A 16,549-nucleotide genomic window follows, 5' to 3' on the forward strand; every position below is an offset into this window, starting at 1 on the left:
GCCGAGTCCGACTCCGACCCGTACGCGGCACCGGCACCTTGCCGGACGCAGGGGGTGCGGGGGGCGGCGGACACGCCGCCTGACGTTCCGCGACCTCGCTTTCACGAGCGTCCGCGACGGGATCTATCTGAACGGCGGAACCGGCATCCGCATCGAGGCGTGCACGGCAACCGGCTTCACCAAGCGCGGCGTGCGGCTGCAGGGGGGCATCCGCGACGCGGTCGTCCGCGACGTCACCGCCGACTCCGGCGGCAGGGAGTTCGCCACGGAAAAATTCCAGATGTGTTTCGGGATGGGCGGAGCCAAAGGGAGCGTCGACTCCGACATCACGTTCGAGAACTGCGTCGCCCGCAACGCCTACGACGACGCCGGGGATAAATACTGGAACGCCGACGGATTCTGCGCCGAGGGCAACACCGAAAACATCCGCTGGATCAACTGCAAGGCATACGACTGCACCGACGGCGGCTGGGACATCAAAACGAAAAACGCCGTGCTGAAAAACTGCATGGCTTTCCGCAACAAACGCAACTTCCGCGTCTGGGGCAGCGCCCGTCTCGAAAACTGCGTCGGCGGATACGCCGTGAAGCGCGGCGGCTCCGGCACCGCCGCCGGACTCCACGTCTGCGGCACCGGCGGGGGCAGAGCAACCGCAGTCAACTGCACGTTCGTCGGAAACGCGATTGCAATCGACGCGGACCAGAAAGGCGAAGCGATTCTCGAATCATGCACCATCGCCCCGACCGCGGAAAAAGCAGTCAACTCCACGACCGAAAAGAACGCCCGCGTTTCCGGCCTCGAATCGTGCCGGCTCCTCCCGGTGCCGGAGAGTGCGGGGCTGTTCCCGGAGGAGGCGCCGCGCGGCGAGTAACCGCAATCGCCGGAACTTCATGCAGCCGGAAGAGCACGTTCTCTTCCGGCTTTTCTCATTCCGGCAGAAAATTCACCACGAGTTCGAGCCTGCCGCTCTCCGGCGCGGCGACTTCAAACCGCACCATCTTCGCCCGCCGGTTCGGGGATTCAAACGGTTTGCGCAGCTCTTCAGCCGGGACGATCCTCCACGCACCCGGATGGTTTTTCTTCAGAATCAGCGACCTCTTCCCGTGCCGGAGACGGAGCGATCCGTCCGGAAGCGCCTCGGGATCGGACTCCGTGCACATCTGCCAGCAGACCGGAACGCCCGGCGCGAGACCGGTCAGACGGTCCCGGAGCTCCATCGCCCGCCCGGGCAGGAGCGACGCCGTCCGCGTGACTTGCCGGGCGGCGGGGGTGTAAAGCGGTGTCAGATCCATCGTCGCCGAGGTTTCGGAGTGCTTCACAAAGCGCGCCTTTCCCTTGACATTCTGCGGAGCACCGCCGATGCGCAGGATGTTGTGACTCTCGGGGCCGAGCCGGAAGAGCGTCCACCTGCCCCCCTCCTGCCGGGAGTCCCAGAGTTTGACGGAAGTCGCTTCGATCTTCGTGTAATTTTCCATCCCGAGATCGACCGCCCAGCGACAGCCTCCCGTCTCAAAGACGAACGATCCGCCGTCCATGTGTCCGTGCGGTCCGGCGGGAGCTCCCCCCTTGAGGCCGATCCACGCCGCATTCGCCGTCTGATCCGACCGCAGCACCGCGATCGGCACAAGCGCTTCATCCCCGCTGTAATAGGAGAGCGGCGCCGGACGCGATTCACCGGGAACTCCCAGATAGAGCAGCGCAAGCGGCAGCAGCCGGTTCCCGGTTCGCCCGCCTTTCGGCCGCGCCTGCGCATAACCGAGCAGCAGCTTCCGCTCGATCCGGTCGAACCAGTCGGGGCGATTGAATTTCTTCGCGAGGTAAATCATCGCGAAATCAGCCCCTCTCCAGGTGGTGCAGTCGGCGTAGTTGAAGAACTTTCCGGTCGGCCCGGTCACCGCCCGGATGAAATCCCCCGTCTGCGAAAAGCCGGACTGCGCCGAGAGACCGAAATCCTCCCCGAACGCCGCATCGAGCAGCCCGAGCAGAACGACGGTGAATTCCGTCCCGTATCCCCAGTACATCGGCCCCTCGGGATAGGTCCCGTTCGGGAAATAACTCGCTTTCATCGAACGCGGCAGATTCTCGACCGCCCGTGCGACGGTTTTCTCCGCGAGTTCCGGCTCCAGATCGGCGGCGCAGAGCGCCCCGGCCACCATCCCCGCGTGACAGACGGGATTCCAGTTGTTGTCGCCGGTGACCCACCACTGCTTCCCCTGAAACGACGGCTTGAGTCCCTTCTCGACAATCGCGCGCTGAACGAGTTCGCGCTGTTCCGGCGTCATGGCGTCATAGAGCCAGTCGCAGCCGATCGCCAGCGCGAGCGTCATCTCGCCGACGTCGAGAAAATGGGAGGGGTTCCAGTCGGAATATTCCGCCGCGGTGACCATCTCCCGGATCGCGCGGTCCGCGTATTTCCGGCTGTTCGTGAGTTTCTCCGCGACGCAGAGGGTCGTGACCCGGAAGAGGACGGTTCGGCTCGCCATCAGCAACCGCCTCCCCTCCATGCGGCGCTCCTGCGGCGGCACCTCCAGCAGCGACTCCGCATCGTGAATGATCCGCTCCGCAAGAGCCCGCCCCTCCGGAGTCGCCGCATTGCGCTTCAGCGATTGAAATTCCTCTTCCCCGACCAGCAGCCGGGGGTGTTCCGCCCTGATCCTGCTCATCGGAATCCGCTCCGCTCCGGCCGACCCGATGGCGCCCGCCGCCGAAAACAGCAGCATCATCCGCAGAAAACGACCCATAACTCCACCTTCCGCAATTCGATCCGCATATCATCAATTCCCGTCCGAACCGGCCTCGCCGCAGGTTGCCGGAGAGGCCGGAGGCACTTCGACAAGCCGCACGTCGAGCTGATTGAACGGAATCGAAATGCCGCGCTCCTCAAAAAGTTCAGCGACCTTTTCCCGCAGAGCCGACAGCACGATCACCTGAGCGCCGGTCCGCACCCAGACCCGCAGCGTGAAGTCGATCGCACTCTCCTGGAACTCCGAACAGTAGACCTCCGGCACGGGCTGCCGGTAGATCGAGGGCAGCGCCGCGGCCGCATCCAGCAGCGTCTGCCGGACCAGTTTCAAATCCGAATCGTAAGCGACTCCGATATGGAGATCGCGCCGCATCCGGCTGCCCATGCGCGTCCAGTTGCGGAAGTCCTTGGAGAGCACATTCGTGTTCGGCAGCGTGATGACCGACCCGTCGAACGTCTCAATCACCGTCGCCCGGAAACTGACCGCCCGCACTTTCGCGTAAATCCCGTCGAATTCGATCTCGTCGCCGGGACGCACCTGCTGCCCCACCAGCAGAATGATCCCCGAGATGAAGTTCTCGAGAACCTCCTTGAGCGCAAAACCGAACCCGACGCTGAAACCGCCGAGAATCACCAGCACACTCGAATACTGCACCTCCAGAACCAGCAGCACGAAAACCGCGAACAACGCCCAGACAATGTAGTTTCCGAGCGTGACGAACGACAGGACCATTCCGCGGTCGCGGCTGCTTTCAAACGCATTCAGGATGAAATACTTCGCGAGCATGACCAGAAACAGCAGAATGAACAGCACCACGATCACGGTCACGAGATCGTTCACGCTGAACGACAGGAAGTTGTGGACGTTGAACTGCACCCCGGCCCAGTGGCTCAGCCAGCCGCCGAGATAGTAGGTGCTCGAAATATTCCCGACGATGATGGCGATCCCCCCGAGCCAGATCACCGGAAAAACCAGATGACGCAGAAAAATGTTGCTCATCCGCGCCTCGGGATGCTCGGCAATCCGGTTGAAAATGATGCGGCTGGCCGCAATCGCCGCCTCGAACAGCCCCAGCACGATGAAGCCGGTCAGCATCATCGTGAAGCCGATGTACAGAAATCCCCACGCCATCAGCACCGTTTCAACCGCCACCACCGCGATCGCCGACCAGACAATGACCAGGTCGAACACCGGATACCCCCTGCGACGCAGCATCAGAAGCGCCCAGAACATGCAAAAAACGTTCAACGGAACCGAAATCAGCATCAGCGGCTGGTACGGCATCACCAGCGTGAACAGCACGTTGGCTCCCAGACTCTGAAAGATGAACGGCAGATAAAGCCCGAGACAGCGCCGCATCGCCGGCCGGTCCATCCGGAACGCCAGCGCCAGAAACAGGAGCGCGAGCGCTCCGAACGTCTGGCTGAGCTGGTGCACCTGCGAGGAGTAATTCAGCTCCGTCCGGAACTGGAACAAATAAAGCGAACAAGCGAGAACCAGCAGAATACCCGCCACGAAAAACAGCTTTGATTTGCGATACATGTCCGGAAACCGGGTCTGCTTCAACAGCCACGGATAGAGCCGGCGCGGCCCCGCCACCAGAAACACCAGCAGCAGCGGCAGAAAAATCGCGAAAAACGTCAGATAATCTCCGCGGGTCAGACCGCTGCCGCCGAAGTGCTTCGCATCCATCGAGGTGTAATACCAGTACTGCATGATCTGCTTCATCCCCGGCAGCAGCTGCCAGAACGTGGTCTGTCGGGAGAAAAAGGCCTGATCGATGGTTTCCGTCCGGGCCTGTGCCGCCTCTTTGACGAGTTCCTCCATCATGGTCTCGAGTTCGGGATCGAGACTGCGCTCCAGCTCGGAGGTGATCTTGTTCGACTTGTCCCGGAACGCCTGATATTTCGCCGTGACCTCGCGGATTCTCTCCTCGTAGCGGTGGAACTGCGGCCGTGAACTCATCTGATCGAGTTCGCTGCGGACCGTCTCCGTCCGGGCCGTGAGTTCCGCCGACGCATTGCGGATCGTGTTGAGCACATCATAGCGCCGGCGGAAGATGACATAGAGATCGTCGATCTGCTGGCAGCGCAGCGTGATTTCAAACACGTTCTGCGGAGCGCTCACCGAGAGCAGGAACCGCAGTTCATCCGCCTGCATATAGATCCGCTTCGAGAAATCGGCGTTCGCGGCGTCGAACTCGCGCGAGGACTGGTAGGAGGAGAGTATCTGATCCGCGCGCGTGATCTGGGAGTCGAGCCTGGACAGGATGTAATCCCAGTTTTCGATCCGGTCGAAAGAGAGTCCGTTCCGGTCCGACATGGCGGCAGCGGCGGTACCGGGCAGCAGCACCGGAACCGTGATCAACAACAGCAGCGACAGAATTTTCCGCATGAACGGCTTCTCCTTTTTCATCAATATATCACCTCCGGCCGCGACATGCAACGGGAAATCGGCAAAATCGCGGAATAACCGCTTTGGACCAGATTGACTTTTCGTTTTTTTCCGCGTTTTTGCAAACTGCAGCCTGGTCAAAGCGCGTTTCCGGGATTATACTTATTCTCGAAACTCAATTCATCACCGGGAGTCATCGCTCATGCAATGGGAAAAACTGGATCTGGAAGTATCGCTCAAACCGTTTCGGGAGCGCAGTGTCGCGGGATTTGAACACGTTGCGGAGCAGATTTTCCGCCAGTGGGATCCGCTGATCCGCGAGAGCGGCAGCGTTTCGCTGATGTTCTGGGCCGCCGACGGGTCGGAGATTCTCGACTACAACGGCTGGATGGAGGAGACGTTCGAGTGGGCGAAGTGGATCGGCGTGGCCAATCCGCACGGCGCGGAGCCGGGAAAACCCGCCGAACTCCAGACGATCCATGAACGTCCGCGACTGTTCCCCGGGGGCGATCAGGCGCCGGACTGGAGTTACGGCGAGTTCCGCGAGCTCATGCGGACGCTGCGAAAGGTGTTCCGGCGCAAATACGACCGGAAACTCCGCATCGGCGCGACGTTCGATTCCGGGCCGGAATTCGCGCGCTCGAGCTTCAAATACGAACGCCATCCGGAGATCTGCCGCGGCTTCTGCCTCGGCGGCAGGAGTTTCGTCTGCTGCTACACGACGCTGCATGCGGATTCCCGCAGTTACGCGGCCTATCCGAACGGGATTCCAGAGGGGGAATCGTTCGGAACGTTCATCGGGAAACAGTCACAGAAATACCTGACGGACATGGAGTTCGACTACATCTGGTTCTCGAACGGCTTCGGCTTCGGCATGGAAACCTGGGGAGCTACGGGCGCGATCTTCGACGGATACGACTTCTTCCCGGAAAAAGCGCGGGATGTCCGCCGGGCGATGCACGATTTCTGGCGCGACTTCCGGCGCGAATGCCCCGATTTCCCGATCGAAACGCGCGGGACGAATCTCACGACCGGCATGGATCTGACCAGCGACGCGACGCCGCTGCGCGAAATCTATCGCGAGGTGAAAGATCTCGAAGTCGCGCCGAACTCCCCCTGGGCCGCGCTCGACGGTGATTTCGGCATGGAGCTGGCCGGCTGGATGAGTCACATCGCCGAACTGCCGAAAGGGAAGAAGTTTCCGTTCCGCTACTACACGCACGACATCTGGTTCATGAATTCGCCGTGGCTCGACCGCTACGGCCGCAGTCCGCACGACATCTATCTGCCGATGGCGGTCGCGCGGCTCGACGGGAACGGCAGGATCATGCTCGCGAACGCGCTGCACATCCTTTCGATCGACGACTCCTGCGGGCGGATGCCGGATCAGGTGCCGCTGGAGGTGATTCCATACCTTGAGGACGCGCGCCGCACGGCGCCGGATCAGGCCGGACCGCTCGTCTGGGTCTATCCGTTCAACGAGTACCACGACTTCGTCTATGCGGGGGAGCGTCTGGAGGAGGTGTTTGCGAACGACTATCTGATCCGGGGGGCGTTGAACGCGGGTTTTCCGCTCAACACCGTGATTTCGACGGACAACTTCGTTCCGGCTCCGGCGGAAACGTTCGCGGGACGGATTCTCGTCGTGCCGACCTGCGCGATGGAGACTCCGCGCGTGGCGGGGAAACTCGAAGCGCATCTCGCCGCCGGCGGAAACGTGCTGTTCTACGGGCCGGCCCGCGGCGAAGCGATTGAAAAATTGCTCGGAGTCGTTCCGGCGGAGGGACTTGCCGGAGAATTTGAACTTTCCGACCTGCGGCTGGTCAAACACCTCCCGCGCTACTCGGGCGGTCCGCTCGACCGGGTGTTCGCGCCGGAGACGCCGGCGGAGATTCTCGAGGAGTACCGGCGCGGCGGCGACAGCCGCCCGGCTCTCGCCCGCATAACCCGGCCGGAATGGAACGGCGGCAGCGTGGTGTGGGTGCGCGGAACGAATTCATTCTCGATGCAGAAACACTGCCACTTCGCCACGCCGTTCGACCGGAACAGCCACTATCCGGCGGAGGAGCTCATGCGTCGGGGAGTGCGCTGTTTCGGATACGGGATCGAATTTGAAAAGTACGATGCTCTGACGCCGGATCCGCGTCTTACGCTGCGTTATCACAACAACGCGCTCTATCTCTCCGGTTTCGGGACCGACACGACCGTGGAGCAGACGTTCCGCTTTCCGGACGGGGCGCCGCTCTTCACGGGGGCGGATACGATTCTGGCGGGCGGGATGGCGCGCTATCCGGCCTGGCGCTGGTCGAACCTCGAGTGCCGGATTTTCGTGACGATGACGAACGGCCGAATTCAATGCCGCGAATCGACCTCGATCATGCCGGGAGTCAAGCGCCGGATCACGGTGACGGGGCTCACCGATGCGCGGATCGTGTTCCGCCCGGAAGCCGATCACGTGAAGTCGGTGCGTTTCTACAGGGGGGATCCGAAAGGGACGCTCGCGCAGGAGTCGGAATTCGCCTCCCGGCTCGAACCGGACGCCACGGGTGCGCGGTACGTGCTCGAACACGTGACCGGCGACCTCCAGATCGCCTGGGCCGAAGAGGAGTGACCCGGCATGCGAACCGGCGGAGGATTTCACTTTCTCCGGGTCACTCAGGGAAAGAGAGTTTCTTCTCCTGGCGGTACTTCATGAGCGTCACCCGCATCGTCGCAATCGCAGTGAAGAAAGTCGTCGTGTGCTCCCGGAGCAGCTCCGTGGTCCTGCTCCCGCTGCCGCGCTGACGGCCGATTTTGGCGGCATTGTCCTCCACAACCTCGTCAAGCCAACGCTGATAGTCGTCGATCTGAACATTCTCCAGGGTCGGCTCGAGTTTCAACTTGCGCTTCTCTTCCGGCAGATCCCTCCGGAACTGCGACCGGTAGTCGCGCAACGACGTGTACTTGAAAGAACCGAACCGGTACCCTTTCGCGGAAGCCGGATCGATCTCCTCGAAAATCGTCTGAATCCGGTTCATCTCCGCCGTCAGATTCGGATGGCGGCTGCCCGCCCGCGACGCCACACTCTGAATCGAACGCGCCGTCATGGTGACCTCCGAAAGCAGATCCTCCGTCTCCCGGTGAAAATCAGAATCCGACTTCATCGGCAGCGCCCGCCAGAACGACCGCTCAAGCCGGTCCAGCTGCGAAAACATCCGGTCCAGCTGATCCGCCCCCCTCCCCGGCAGCGGCAGCAATGCGATCAGCAATGCAGCAAGCGCGGCAATGTGCAACCCCCTCATGCCCGCCTCCTTTCCGGTCGATTCACTTTCCCGCGACGGTCGCGGCAAGCCGTTTCACGATCTTCTCCGCCACCGCGGCGGCCTCCCCGTCGCCGTAACGCAGCTGCCGCCAGTTCCAGTGGAAACCGTCCTCGACGCCGCGCGGAATCACATGCAGATGCGCGTGCATGACCACCTGCCCCGCCGCGGTTCCGTCCGCAAGATGCAGATTGAACGCCTCGTAATCAAGCTCACGCTTCAGCGCCACCCCGATCCGCGAACCGATCCGGAACATCCGCCCCGCCGTCGCCTCCGGAATCGTCGCGGAGGATTCATGATGCTCTTTCGGAATCACCAGCGTATGTCCGAAGTTGATCGGACCGATGTCCAGAAACGCATAGACCAGATCGTCTTCATAGATCCTGCACGACGGAATTTCACCCTTGATGATTTTGCAGAAGATGCACTCACTCATTTTTCACTTCTCCCTGAATAGTTCGATGATCGATTTCTGACTTCCGAATACCGTAAGCTGATCGCCCTTCTCGAGAATCGTGTCGGGCGTCATGACCGTCTCGGAGGAGCCCCCCGGCTTGCGCAGCAGCAGCACCGTCACGTTGAACCGGTTGCGCAGATCAAGCTGCCGCAGCGAATGCCCCGACAACGACTCCGGCACCGTCACTTCCGCAATCGCCGACCCCTTGAACTCGAAGAGATCGCTGATGTTGTCCATCGTAAGCCGGCGCGCGAGACGCTCGGCGACATCCTGCTCCGGCTGAATCACCTCATCCGCCCCGAGCCGGAAGAGAATCCGCTCCTGGATCACCGTGTTCGCTTTCACGATCACCTTGCGCGCCCCCTCCTGCTTCACGAGCGTCAATGCGAGCACCTGATCCTCGAAGTGGGAACTCATCCCGAGAATCACCGCGTCGAACTTGCGCACATCGAGCTCCCGGACAACCTCCTCGTTGCTGACGTCGGCGATGACCGCCTCCGTGACCTTGTCGCGCAGATCGTCGACCCGCTGCTGATCGATATCCACAATCAACACCGTGTTGCCCGCTTTCGCGAGCGCCACCGCCAGCTTCGCCCCGAACGAACCGAGCCCGAGGACGGCATAATGATTTTTCGACATTTCCGGTATCCTCCCCTAACCGATGATGATACGCTCTTCCGGATAACGCAGCCGCCGTTTCTTCTCCCGGCTGAGCAGGAACAGCATGATCGTGAACGGCCCGATGCGGCCGACAAACATGTAACACGCCAGATAGATCTTCCCGAACGAAGTCAGACTCGAAGTCGCCCCCGTCGACAGCCCCGTCGTGCTGATCGCGGAGGCCGATTCAAAAAAACACTCCATCATCGCAAACCGGTCAGGCGTGAGCATATGCAGAAACACCGCCCCCGCACAGGTCAGCAGAATGAACGTCACCATAATCGTGTACGCGCGCAGAACATTCGAGATCGGAATCGTCCGGCGGAACATCTGAACCTCCGGATTCCCCTTGAATGTGCCGACGATCGATGCGACCGCGAGCGCCACCGTGCTGACTTTCATTCCGCCGCCCGTCGACCCCGGAGCGGCGCCGATCAGCATCAGGATGATGATCAGCGTCAGACTCTCCGCCGGCAGCTCTCCGATGTCGACGCTGTTGAATCCCGCCGTCCGGGCCGCAACCGACTGGAAAATCGCGTCGAACCAGCTCAGATTCGTCCCCCTCGCCCAGCCGTTCAGCCAGAGCAGCACGCTCCCGGCGACAATCAGAATCAGCGTCGTAACCAGCACGACCCGCGAATGAACCCGCAGCCGGTACTGTTTCCGGCGGAACACCATGAGCAGATCGTAGATCACGTAGACCCCGAGTCCGCCGAACACAATCAGCGCGGCCAGCGTCATCTGCGTCCAGCGCGTCTGCCCGATCATGCTGTCCGGAAACGGCGACAATCCTGCGTTGCAGAATGCCGAAATCGCATGGAAAAACGAGTACCAGACCGCCTCCTCCCAGGGGTAACTCGTCAGAAATCCGGGCAGCAGCAGCAGAAACCCGATTCCCTCGCTGACCAGAACATATTGAATGACCGTCCGGGTCAGCCCTTCGGTCCCGCGCAGCGAAAAGTTGTCGGAGAGATTGGAGATCAGCAGCGTGTTGCTGAACGAAAGTCCACGCCCGAGCAGCAGCAGAATCGATGCCGACAGCGTCATGATCCCGATCCCGCCGAGCTGAACCAGCATGAGAATCACCACCTGCCCGAATATCGTGAAATCCCCCACCGGCACCGTCGACAATCCCGTCACGCAAACCGCGCTCGTGGCCGTGAAATAGGCGTCAACCCAGGGCAGCGTCCCGCGATAGGACCAGGGCAGCTTCAGAAACACCGTTCCGCAGAAGATCAGCGCAAGAAAGGAGAGAATGAACAGCGACTGTCCTTTTTTGACAAATCCGATCACCATCGCAGCAGCAGAACTCCTACTTTTCCCGCCTGCGGCTCACCATCCTTCGGTAAACGAGGCAACAACCTGCTTGGCCGCGGCATAGGCGGCCTGCCGGACGCCGTTCATCCTCCCGGTCAACTGATCCGGCCCGGTCTGGAAGTTCGCGGTTCCGGATACCCTGCGGGCGGATACGAGCGGCTGCACCCGGCCCGGAATGATCACCGTATACTCGATCACCAGCGTCACACTCCACTCGTTCGGCAGGAGAATATCCTCGCCGTCCTCGGCGCGGGTGCTCTCCGCCCAGGAGACTTCGGCATATTTCGCGTCGACGATCCGGGCGTAGACGATGCAGTCCGCCTCTTTCTCGTCGACGAGTTTCAGCGATCCATCCGTCATGAACCGTTCGCAGAGGAGATTCCGGACCTGCGCGGTCAAATTGTATTCGAGCGTCTCATTCTGAACCGGTGCGACCGCGACGGTCTTGAGCTGCGGATGCACGAGGCTGCCGATCCGGTAACCGCAGCCGCCGCAGAACAACATTGCCGCCGCCACGGCGGCCAATCCGAGATATCGCTTCATGGTTTCACCTCATTTTCTCCCGTCGCGACCGCCGGGGGATCCCCCTCACGCCCCAGACCGAGATCGTAGACCGGCAGCAGATATTTGCGGTTCCCGCGCCCCGGAACGATCAGCAGCTTGCCGGATTCGGCCGGAAGCGGATAGGAACGGTAATGTTGAATCCGGGAATCTTTCGATACGACAAAATCATCCGGCACGAAATTTTTGTCGAGTTCGACCAGACGCCGCTCGGAGTCACCCGCCGCCTCCGTGTCCGGGAACTCCCGGAGCACCTGCGCCAGATAACGCTCCGCTGCCTCTTTCCGGCCGGAATCCTCGTAAAATTCGGCGATGCCGAGCAGCCGTTCCGCCTGAATGTCGCGGCTCTTCGCGAGCACGACGCGGACGAAATCATTTTCCGGCGCATCGGGATATTTGTTTTGAAATTCGCGGAACACATCGTAAGTCTCCCGCGCATAGCGCGCGTCGCCGTCACCGCGCCGGGAAAGTTCAAACAGGCCGTTCCCGAGCGCGAGATACGCCCATTTGCACTGCGGAGAATCCGGGAACTCCCGGATCACCCGCCGGAGCTCGTCGAGCGACTCCTTGATCTGCCCCTCCTGGTCGAGCAGATAGGCCAACCGCAGCCGCGCCGCCGGAGCATTCTCCGAAAACGGCGCCCGCTCCAGCGCTTTCCGGTAGATCTCAATGCTCTTATCGTCCCCGACCAGCCACGGAATCCAGCGCAGACTCCAGAACGCCGGTTCGCGCACGCCGTCGTCGTACATCTTCGCGATCTCATACTCGCGGCGCACGAGGGCGGCAAAATCCGCATATTCCGGATAGCCGGTCAGCAGCCGCTCGATCGCCTCGAACTCCTGGTACGGCAGTCTGCACATCTGCAGAGCAGCGATCCGCGCCCGCAACGCATTGGACTTGATGACCGGGGAATCCGCATAGAGTTCAGCCTCCTCGAATTTCTTCGATGCCGCGCGATAATCCTGTTCGTCGTAGGCGGCGCGGCCCTCGCGATAAAGCTCGACCGCTTCCGTGTCGTCCGCCCGGAGCGCAAGCGGAGCGGCGGCCAGCAGCAGCGCGGCGAACAACCATCGTTTGTAATTGGTCATGCGTACCTCCCTCTCCCTCATCCGGAAAGCGTTTTCTACATCAGTTTAAGCCCGGGCAGATCCTGCACGTCGATGAAACCGGCGACAAAACCGTCCGCATCGGTCACGACGATATCGTCGACATGGCGGCTCTCAAGCACCTTCAAAACCTCGACCGCGAGCTGATCGGCGCGAACCGCAACCGGATTCGGAGTCATGACCTCGGCCATCGTGCGTTCGAGCACCGAGAGATCTTTCTCCGCCCAGCGCCGGAGGTCGCCGTCGGTGAAGATCCCGAGCAGCCGATGTTCCGCATCCTCGATGATCGCCGATCCGCAGCGCGCCGCGCTCATGCGGATGATCGCATCGCGCACGGTCGCATCCCTGCCGACGATCGCGGAACGGTCGCGTCCGCGCATGATATCCTCGGCGCGCAGCGTAACCATGCGGCCGATCGCGCCGCCGGGGTGAAGCCGGCCGTAATCGCTCTTGGTGAACCCCTGCTCGTCGAGCAGAACCATCGCCAGAGCGTCCCCGAGCACGAGCAGAGCGGTCGTCGTCGTCGTCGGCGCGAGGTTGAACGGGCAGGCCTCTTTCGGCACGGGCATTTCGACCACGAGGTCGCTCATGCGCCCGAGACTCGATTCGTGGCTGGCGGTGATCGAGACCAGTTCGACTCCGAGCCGTTTGGCGGGAGTCAGCACCGCGAGAAGCTCCTCGGTCTCCCCCGAATAGGAGAGCGCGATGAGCAGGTCGTTCTTCTGCATGATGCCGAGGTCGCCGTGACGCGCCTCGACCGGATGCATGAATACCGCCGGAGAGCCGACGCTCGAAAGCGTCGCCGCGATCTTCTTGCCGATATACCCGCTCTTGCCGACGCCGGTCAACACGAGCTTGCCCCCGGCGGAGATCGTTTTCATGCACCGTTCGACGAGCAGTTTGAACGATTCGCCGAGATTGTCCCGGACGGTCATCACTCCGGCGATCTCGGTGTCAAAGACCTCGCGAGCCCGGACGAGAATTTCTTTTTTCATTTCACAATGCCTTTTGCGCTCAACAGTTAAAGTCGACAGGAGCGGATGTCCGCCACGATGATTCCACGAGCGCCGATGTCGTACAGTTCATCCATGATCCGGTTGCACTCCCGGCGGAGGACCATCGCCTTGACGGCGACCCAGTCGGGATTCGAGAGCGGCGCCACGGTCGGGGACTCGATTCCGGGCGTGATCGCGCAGGCGGCCTCGAGAGCGGCGCGCGGAATGTCATACTCCATCATCGCATAGCTGCCCGCGACGATGATCCCCCGGAGGCGAGCCATGAGCTTTTTCACTTCCGGGCAGTTCTGCAGCTCCCCGGAGCGCCCGATGAGGACGGCCTCGGAGTGGAGCATCGGTTCGCCGATGATCTCGAGTCCGGCCTCGCGCAGAGTCGCGCCGGATTCGACGACGTCGGCGATCGCGTCGGCGACGCCGAGGCGGATCGAGATTTCAACCGCGCCGTCGAGCCGGACGATCGGGCATTTGAGTCCGCGTTTCTCGAGGTTCTGGCGCAGCAGTTCGGGATAGGAGGTCGCGATCCGGAGTCCGCCGAGCGTCTCGACCGAAAGGCCCGAATTCTTCGGCACGGCGAAGCAGAACCGCGAGCGGCCGAAACCGAGCGGCATGAGTTCGACGACCTGAGCGCCGCTGTCGGCGCGCAGATCCCGTCCGGTAATGCCCAGATCGAGCACGCCGTTGCCGACGTAGAGCGCGATGTCGCGCGGGCGCAGAAAGACAAAATCGATCTCATTGACGCGGTCGCTGACCACGAGTTCGCGGCCGGAGCGGGAGCACTTGTACCCCGCCTCCCCGAGAAGCCGAACGGCGTCCTCGGAGAGAGCGCCTTTGTTCGGAATCGCCATTTTCAACATGATTGTGCGGTATCCTGATCGTTATCGTTAGAGGTATTTGTAGACATCATCGAGTTCGAGGTCGTTCGCGATCATCATGACCTGCAGATGATAAAGGAGCTGCGAGATCTCTTCGGCGGTTTTCTCGCGGCCCTCGTATTCGGCGGCCATCCAGACTTCGCCGGCCTCCTCGACGACTTTCTTGCCGATAAAATGTTTGCCGCGTGCCAGTTCCTTCACCGTGCCGGAGGCCGGATCGGCGGCGGCGGCTTTGGCTTTCAACTCTTCAAACAACCCATCAAAAGTTTTCATCACCGGGATTCCTGTCTCAAAAAAATAATTGCGGTATCATTCGGAAATAATATAGCGCTCCGATCGGGAAAAAGCAACACAAGCGGCCGGATTTTCCGAAAACCGCGGGAAAATTCTCTTTTTTCCGGGAAAAAGATTGACTTTTGCGGGATTGCGGATTACGTTTTGCGAGTGAAGTTCAGGAAATCCGTATCATTGACAGCCAGGGAGAATCATGTCCAGCAATCCGGCCCGATTTTATGTCAGCCTGCCAGCAGGCGCCGTCCGCTGCGATCTCTGCCCGAGGCACTGCGTGATCGGCCGCGGCGGCAGCGGCTGGTGCAAGGCGCGGTGCAACGAGGAGGGAGAACTGCTCACACTCGCCTATGCGCGGCCGGCCGCCGTCGCCATCGATCCGATCGAAAAGAAGCCGCTGATGAATTTTCTGCCGGGGACGCAAACGCTTTCGTTCGGCGCATTCGGGTGCAATCTCGACTGCTGTTTCTGCCAGAACAGCTCGCTCTCGCACGGAGTTTACAACGCTTCGGGGGACTGGCGGGTGGTGACACCGGCGGAGGCGGTTTCGCTGGCGCTGGCGAACGATTGTCCGTCGATCTCGCTGACCTACAACGAGCCGACGATCTGGATCGAGTACGCGATGGACATCGCGAAGATCGCGCGGCCCGCGGGAGTGAAAACCGTGCTGGTCACAAACGGATTCATCGAGCCGGAGGCGGCGCGCGAACTTTACGGACTCGTCGATGCGGCGAACATCGACGTCAAGGGTTTTTCCGAAGAGTTCTACAAAACCATGTGCTGCGGCTCGCTTGAGCCGGTCAAAACGGCGTGCGAAATCTTCAAGAACGAGGCGGGGGGGCATCTGGAACTCACGAATCTGGTGATTCCCGGGAAGAACGACTCCCCCCGGATGATCGAGGAGTATCTCGACTGGGTCGAATCGGCGCTCGGGCTGGACACGCCGCTGCATTTCAACGCCTATTTTCCGGCTTACCACTATCGCCAGAGTCCGCGGACGCCGGCGGCGCTGCTGCACCGGATCGGCGACCGGGCGCGGGAGCGCGGATTCCAATACGTTCAGCTGGGGAATATCTGACGCATGGACTGGCGCCGTCCGATCCGATGTCTGCTTCCTCCTCCGGGGAAAACGCGGCGCAAACTGCGGTCCGCCGTGCTTGCGGCGGTTGGAATCATTGCGGCAGCGGGCTGCTTCACGCTCTACGCGAACATCGTTGTGGAGCGGTGCGGGGAGCGGGTGAGTACCGACGTCGACGAGATCGAGGCGCGGGAAGTCGGGCTGCTGCTCGGCACGAAGCCGCACGGGAAATACGGCCCGAACCTCTATTTCCGCTATCGGATCGAGGCGGCGGCGGAGCTGTATCACGCGGGGAAGATCCGCAGGATCATCGTTTCGGGCGACAACAGCCGGAAAGATTACAACGAGCCGGAGGCGATGCGCCGGGCGCTCGAAGCGCGGGGCGTCAAGCCGGAGGATATCTACGAGGACTATGCCGGATTCCGCACGCTGGACTCGGTGATCAGGGCGGACAAGGTGTTCGGGCAGAAGAGATTCACGGTGATTTCGCAGATGTTTCACTGCAAACGCGCGCTTTACCTCGCGGAACGGAACGGGATCGACGCGATCGGCTTCGCCGCGCAGGATGTCCGCGCTCCCCGCTTCCGACTGCGGAATCATCTGCGCGAAACACTCTCCCGTTCCGCAGCTGTCCTCGACATCCTCCTCGGGCGCGGCCCGCATTTTCTCGGAGACCCCATCCGCATCGATGTTCAGGATAAGGTTTCTTATAATTAATTAGATTAATCTAATCTCAACCCCTTGCTTTTTCATTTCC

General features: G+C 61.4%; 15 protein-coding genes. 4 read left to right on the forward strand and 11 right to left on the reverse strand.

The window, feature by feature from the left end:
- Nucleotides 1-871, forward strand: an 871-nt coding sequence (locus Q0J85_RS05135) for a right-handed parallel beta-helix repeat-containing protein (RefSeq protein WP_294478868.1), incomplete at its 5' end; no start/stop codon positions are given.
- A gap of 55 nt (nucleotides 872-926) precedes the next feature.
- Here the strand turns inward: Q0J85_RS05135 and Q0J85_RS05140 are convergent.
- Together Q0J85_RS05140 and Q0J85_RS05145 are read right to left on the reverse strand one after the other, a co-directional pair.
- Nucleotides 927-2,741 carry a heparinase II/III family protein gene (locus Q0J85_RS05140; protein ID WP_294478869.1) on the reverse strand — a complete coding sequence of 605 codons (1,815 nt, stop codon included), beginning with the start codon at nucleotides 2,739-2,741 and terminating at the stop codon, nucleotides 927-929.
- Between the two features lie 33 nt (nucleotides 2,742-2,774).
- Nucleotides 2,775-5,138, reverse strand: coding sequence for a mechanosensitive ion channel domain-containing protein (locus Q0J85_RS05145; protein ID WP_294478871.1), 2,364 nt, complete (start codon nucleotides 5,136-5,138; stop codon nucleotides 2,775-2,777).
- A gap of 202 nt (nucleotides 5,139-5,340) precedes the next feature.
- On the opposite strand from Q0J85_RS05145, the gene Q0J85_RS05150 reads away from it, so the two are divergent.
- Nucleotides 5,341-7,749: a hypothetical protein gene (locus tag Q0J85_RS05150; RefSeq protein ID WP_294478872.1), complete on the forward strand. Its 2,409-nt coding sequence runs from the start codon at nucleotides 5,341-5,343 to the stop codon at nucleotides 7,747-7,749.
- A 40-nt stretch (nucleotides 7,750-7,789) separates the two neighbouring features.
- Here the strand turns inward: Q0J85_RS05150 and Q0J85_RS05155 are convergent, their stop codons facing one another.
- The 9 genes from Q0J85_RS05155 to Q0J85_RS05195 are packed head-to-tail and all read right to left on the reverse strand — an operon-like array spanning nucleotide 7,790 to nucleotide 14,699.
- A complete protein-coding gene (locus Q0J85_RS05155; RefSeq protein ID WP_294478874.1) occupies nucleotides 7,790-8,419 on the reverse strand; it encodes a hypothetical protein in 630 nt (209 codons plus the stop codon).
- Between the two features lie 22 nt (nucleotides 8,420-8,441).
- Nucleotides 8,442-8,873 carry an HIT family protein gene (locus tag Q0J85_RS05160; protein WP_294478875.1) on the reverse strand — a complete coding sequence of 144 codons (432 nt, stop codon included), beginning with the start codon at nucleotides 8,871-8,873 and terminating at the stop codon, nucleotides 8,442-8,444.
- Between the two features lie 3 nt (nucleotides 8,874-8,876).
- On the reverse strand, nucleotides 8,877-9,533 hold the full coding sequence (locus Q0J85_RS05165) for a TrkA family potassium uptake protein (protein WP_294478876.1): 657 nt from the start codon (nucleotides 9,531-9,533) through the stop codon (nucleotides 8,877-8,879).
- 15 nt (nucleotides 9,534-9,548) lie between these two features.
- Complete coding sequence (locus Q0J85_RS05170) at nucleotides 9,549-10,850, reverse strand: TrkH family potassium uptake protein (protein ID WP_294478877.1); 1,302 nt, start codon at nucleotides 10,848-10,850, stop codon at nucleotides 9,549-9,551.
- A gap of 36 nt (nucleotides 10,851-10,886) precedes the next feature.
- Complete coding sequence (gene lptE / locus Q0J85_RS05175; protein ID WP_294478878.1) at nucleotides 10,887-11,414, reverse strand: LPS assembly lipoprotein LptE; 528 nt, start codon at nucleotides 11,412-11,414, stop codon at nucleotides 10,887-10,889.
- Nucleotides 11,411-12,520 carry an outer membrane protein assembly factor BamD gene (bamD, locus tag Q0J85_RS05180; protein ID WP_294478879.1) on the reverse strand — a complete coding sequence of 370 codons (1,110 nt, stop codon included), beginning with the start codon at nucleotides 12,518-12,520 and terminating at the stop codon, nucleotides 11,411-11,413. Before bamD ends, lptE begins: the two co-directional genes overlap by 4 nt.
- Before the next feature lie 35 nt (nucleotides 12,521-12,555).
- Nucleotides 12,556-13,533 carry an SIS domain-containing protein gene (locus tag Q0J85_RS05185; RefSeq protein ID WP_294478881.1) on the reverse strand — a complete coding sequence of 326 codons (978 nt, stop codon included), beginning with the start codon at nucleotides 13,531-13,533 and terminating at the stop codon, nucleotides 12,556-12,558.
- Between the two features lie 26 nt (nucleotides 13,534-13,559).
- Entirely contained in the window at nucleotides 13,560-14,408 is an 849-nt protein-coding gene (gene hisG / locus Q0J85_RS05190) for an ATP phosphoribosyltransferase (RefSeq protein WP_294478882.1), read from the reverse strand.
- A gap of 27 nt (nucleotides 14,409-14,435) precedes the next feature.
- Nucleotides 14,436-14,699: a phosphoribosyl-ATP diphosphatase gene (locus tag Q0J85_RS05195; RefSeq protein WP_294478884.1), complete on the reverse strand. Its 264-nt coding sequence runs from the start codon at nucleotides 14,697-14,699 to the stop codon at nucleotides 14,436-14,438.
- Between the two features lie 214 nt (nucleotides 14,700-14,913).
- Between Q0J85_RS05195 and amrS the strand changes: the two genes are divergently transcribed.
- Nucleotides 14,914-15,792 (forward strand): AmmeMemoRadiSam system radical SAM enzyme, encoded by an 879-nt coding sequence (gene amrS / locus Q0J85_RS05200; RefSeq protein WP_294478886.1) that lies wholly within the window; start codon nucleotides 14,914-14,916, stop codon nucleotides 15,790-15,792.
- Between the two features lie 3 nt (nucleotides 15,793-15,795).
- Nucleotides 15,796-16,509: an ElyC/SanA/YdcF family protein gene (locus tag Q0J85_RS05205; protein WP_294478888.1), complete on the forward strand. Its 714-nt coding sequence runs from the start codon at nucleotides 15,796-15,798 to the stop codon at nucleotides 16,507-16,509.
- Nucleotides 16,510-16,549 lie beyond the last annotated feature (40 nt).

The sequence above is a fragment of the uncultured Victivallis sp. genome (genome assembly GCA_944389935.1).
Taxonomy (GTDB): domain Bacteria; phylum Verrucomicrobiota; class Lentisphaeria; order Victivallales; family Victivallaceae; genus Victivallis.

What these genes read in the sequence shown, in the direction of transcription:
- Q0J85_RS05160 (WP_294478875.1), bottom strand. Translation starts at nt 8,873, where the DNA reads ATGAGTGAGTGCATCTTCTGCAAAATCATCAAGGGTGAAATTCCGTCG.
- Q0J85_RS05185 (WP_294478881.1), bottom strand. Translation starts at nt 13,533, where the DNA reads ATGAAAAAAGAAATTCTCGTCCGGGCTCGCGAGGTCTTTGACACCGAG.
- Q0J85_RS05145 (WP_294478871.1), bottom strand. Translation starts at nt 5,138, where the DNA reads ATGCGGAAAATTCTGTCGCTGCTGTTGTTGATCACGGTTCCGGTGCTG.
- Q0J85_RS05140 (WP_294478869.1), bottom strand. Translation starts at nt 2,741, where the DNA reads ATGGGTCGTTTTCTGCGGATGATGCTGCTGTTTTCGGCGGCGGGCGCC.
- Q0J85_RS05165 (WP_294478876.1), bottom strand. Translation starts at nt 9,533, where the DNA reads ATGTCGAAAAATCATTATGCCGTCCTCGGGCTCGGTTCGTTCGGGGCG.
- Q0J85_RS05195 (WP_294478884.1), bottom strand. Translation starts at nt 14,699, where the DNA reads ATGAAAACTTTTGATGGGTTGTTTGAAGAGTTGAAAGCCAAAGCCGCC.
- lptE (WP_294478878.1), bottom strand. Translation starts at nt 11,414, where the DNA reads ATGAAGCGATATCTCGGATTGGCCGCCGTGGCGGCGGCAATGTTGTTC.
- Q0J85_RS05155 (WP_294478874.1), bottom strand. Translation starts at nt 8,419, where the DNA reads ATGAGGGGGTTGCACATTGCCGCGCTTGCTGCATTGCTGATCGCATTG.
- amrS (WP_294478886.1), top strand. Translation starts at nt 14,914, where the DNA reads ATGTCCAGCAATCCGGCCCGATTTTATGTCAGCCTGCCAGCAGGCGCC.
- Q0J85_RS05150 (WP_294478872.1), top strand. Translation starts at nt 5,341, where the DNA reads ATGCAATGGGAAAAACTGGATCTGGAAGTATCGCTCAAACCGTTTCGG.
- hisG (WP_294478882.1), bottom strand. Translation starts at nt 14,408, where the DNA reads ATGTTGAAAATGGCGATTCCGAACAAAGGCGCTCTCTCCGAGGACGCC.
- Q0J85_RS05170 (WP_294478877.1), bottom strand. Translation starts at nt 10,850, where the DNA reads ATGGTGATCGGATTTGTCAAAAAAGGACAGTCGCTGTTCATTCTCTCC.
- bamD (WP_294478879.1), bottom strand. Translation starts at nt 12,520, where the DNA reads ATGACCAATTACAAACGATGGTTGTTCGCCGCGCTGCTGCTGGCCGCC.
- Q0J85_RS05205 (WP_294478888.1), top strand. Translation starts at nt 15,796, where the DNA reads ATGGACTGGCGCCGTCCGATCCGATGTCTGCTTCCTCCTCCGGGGAAA.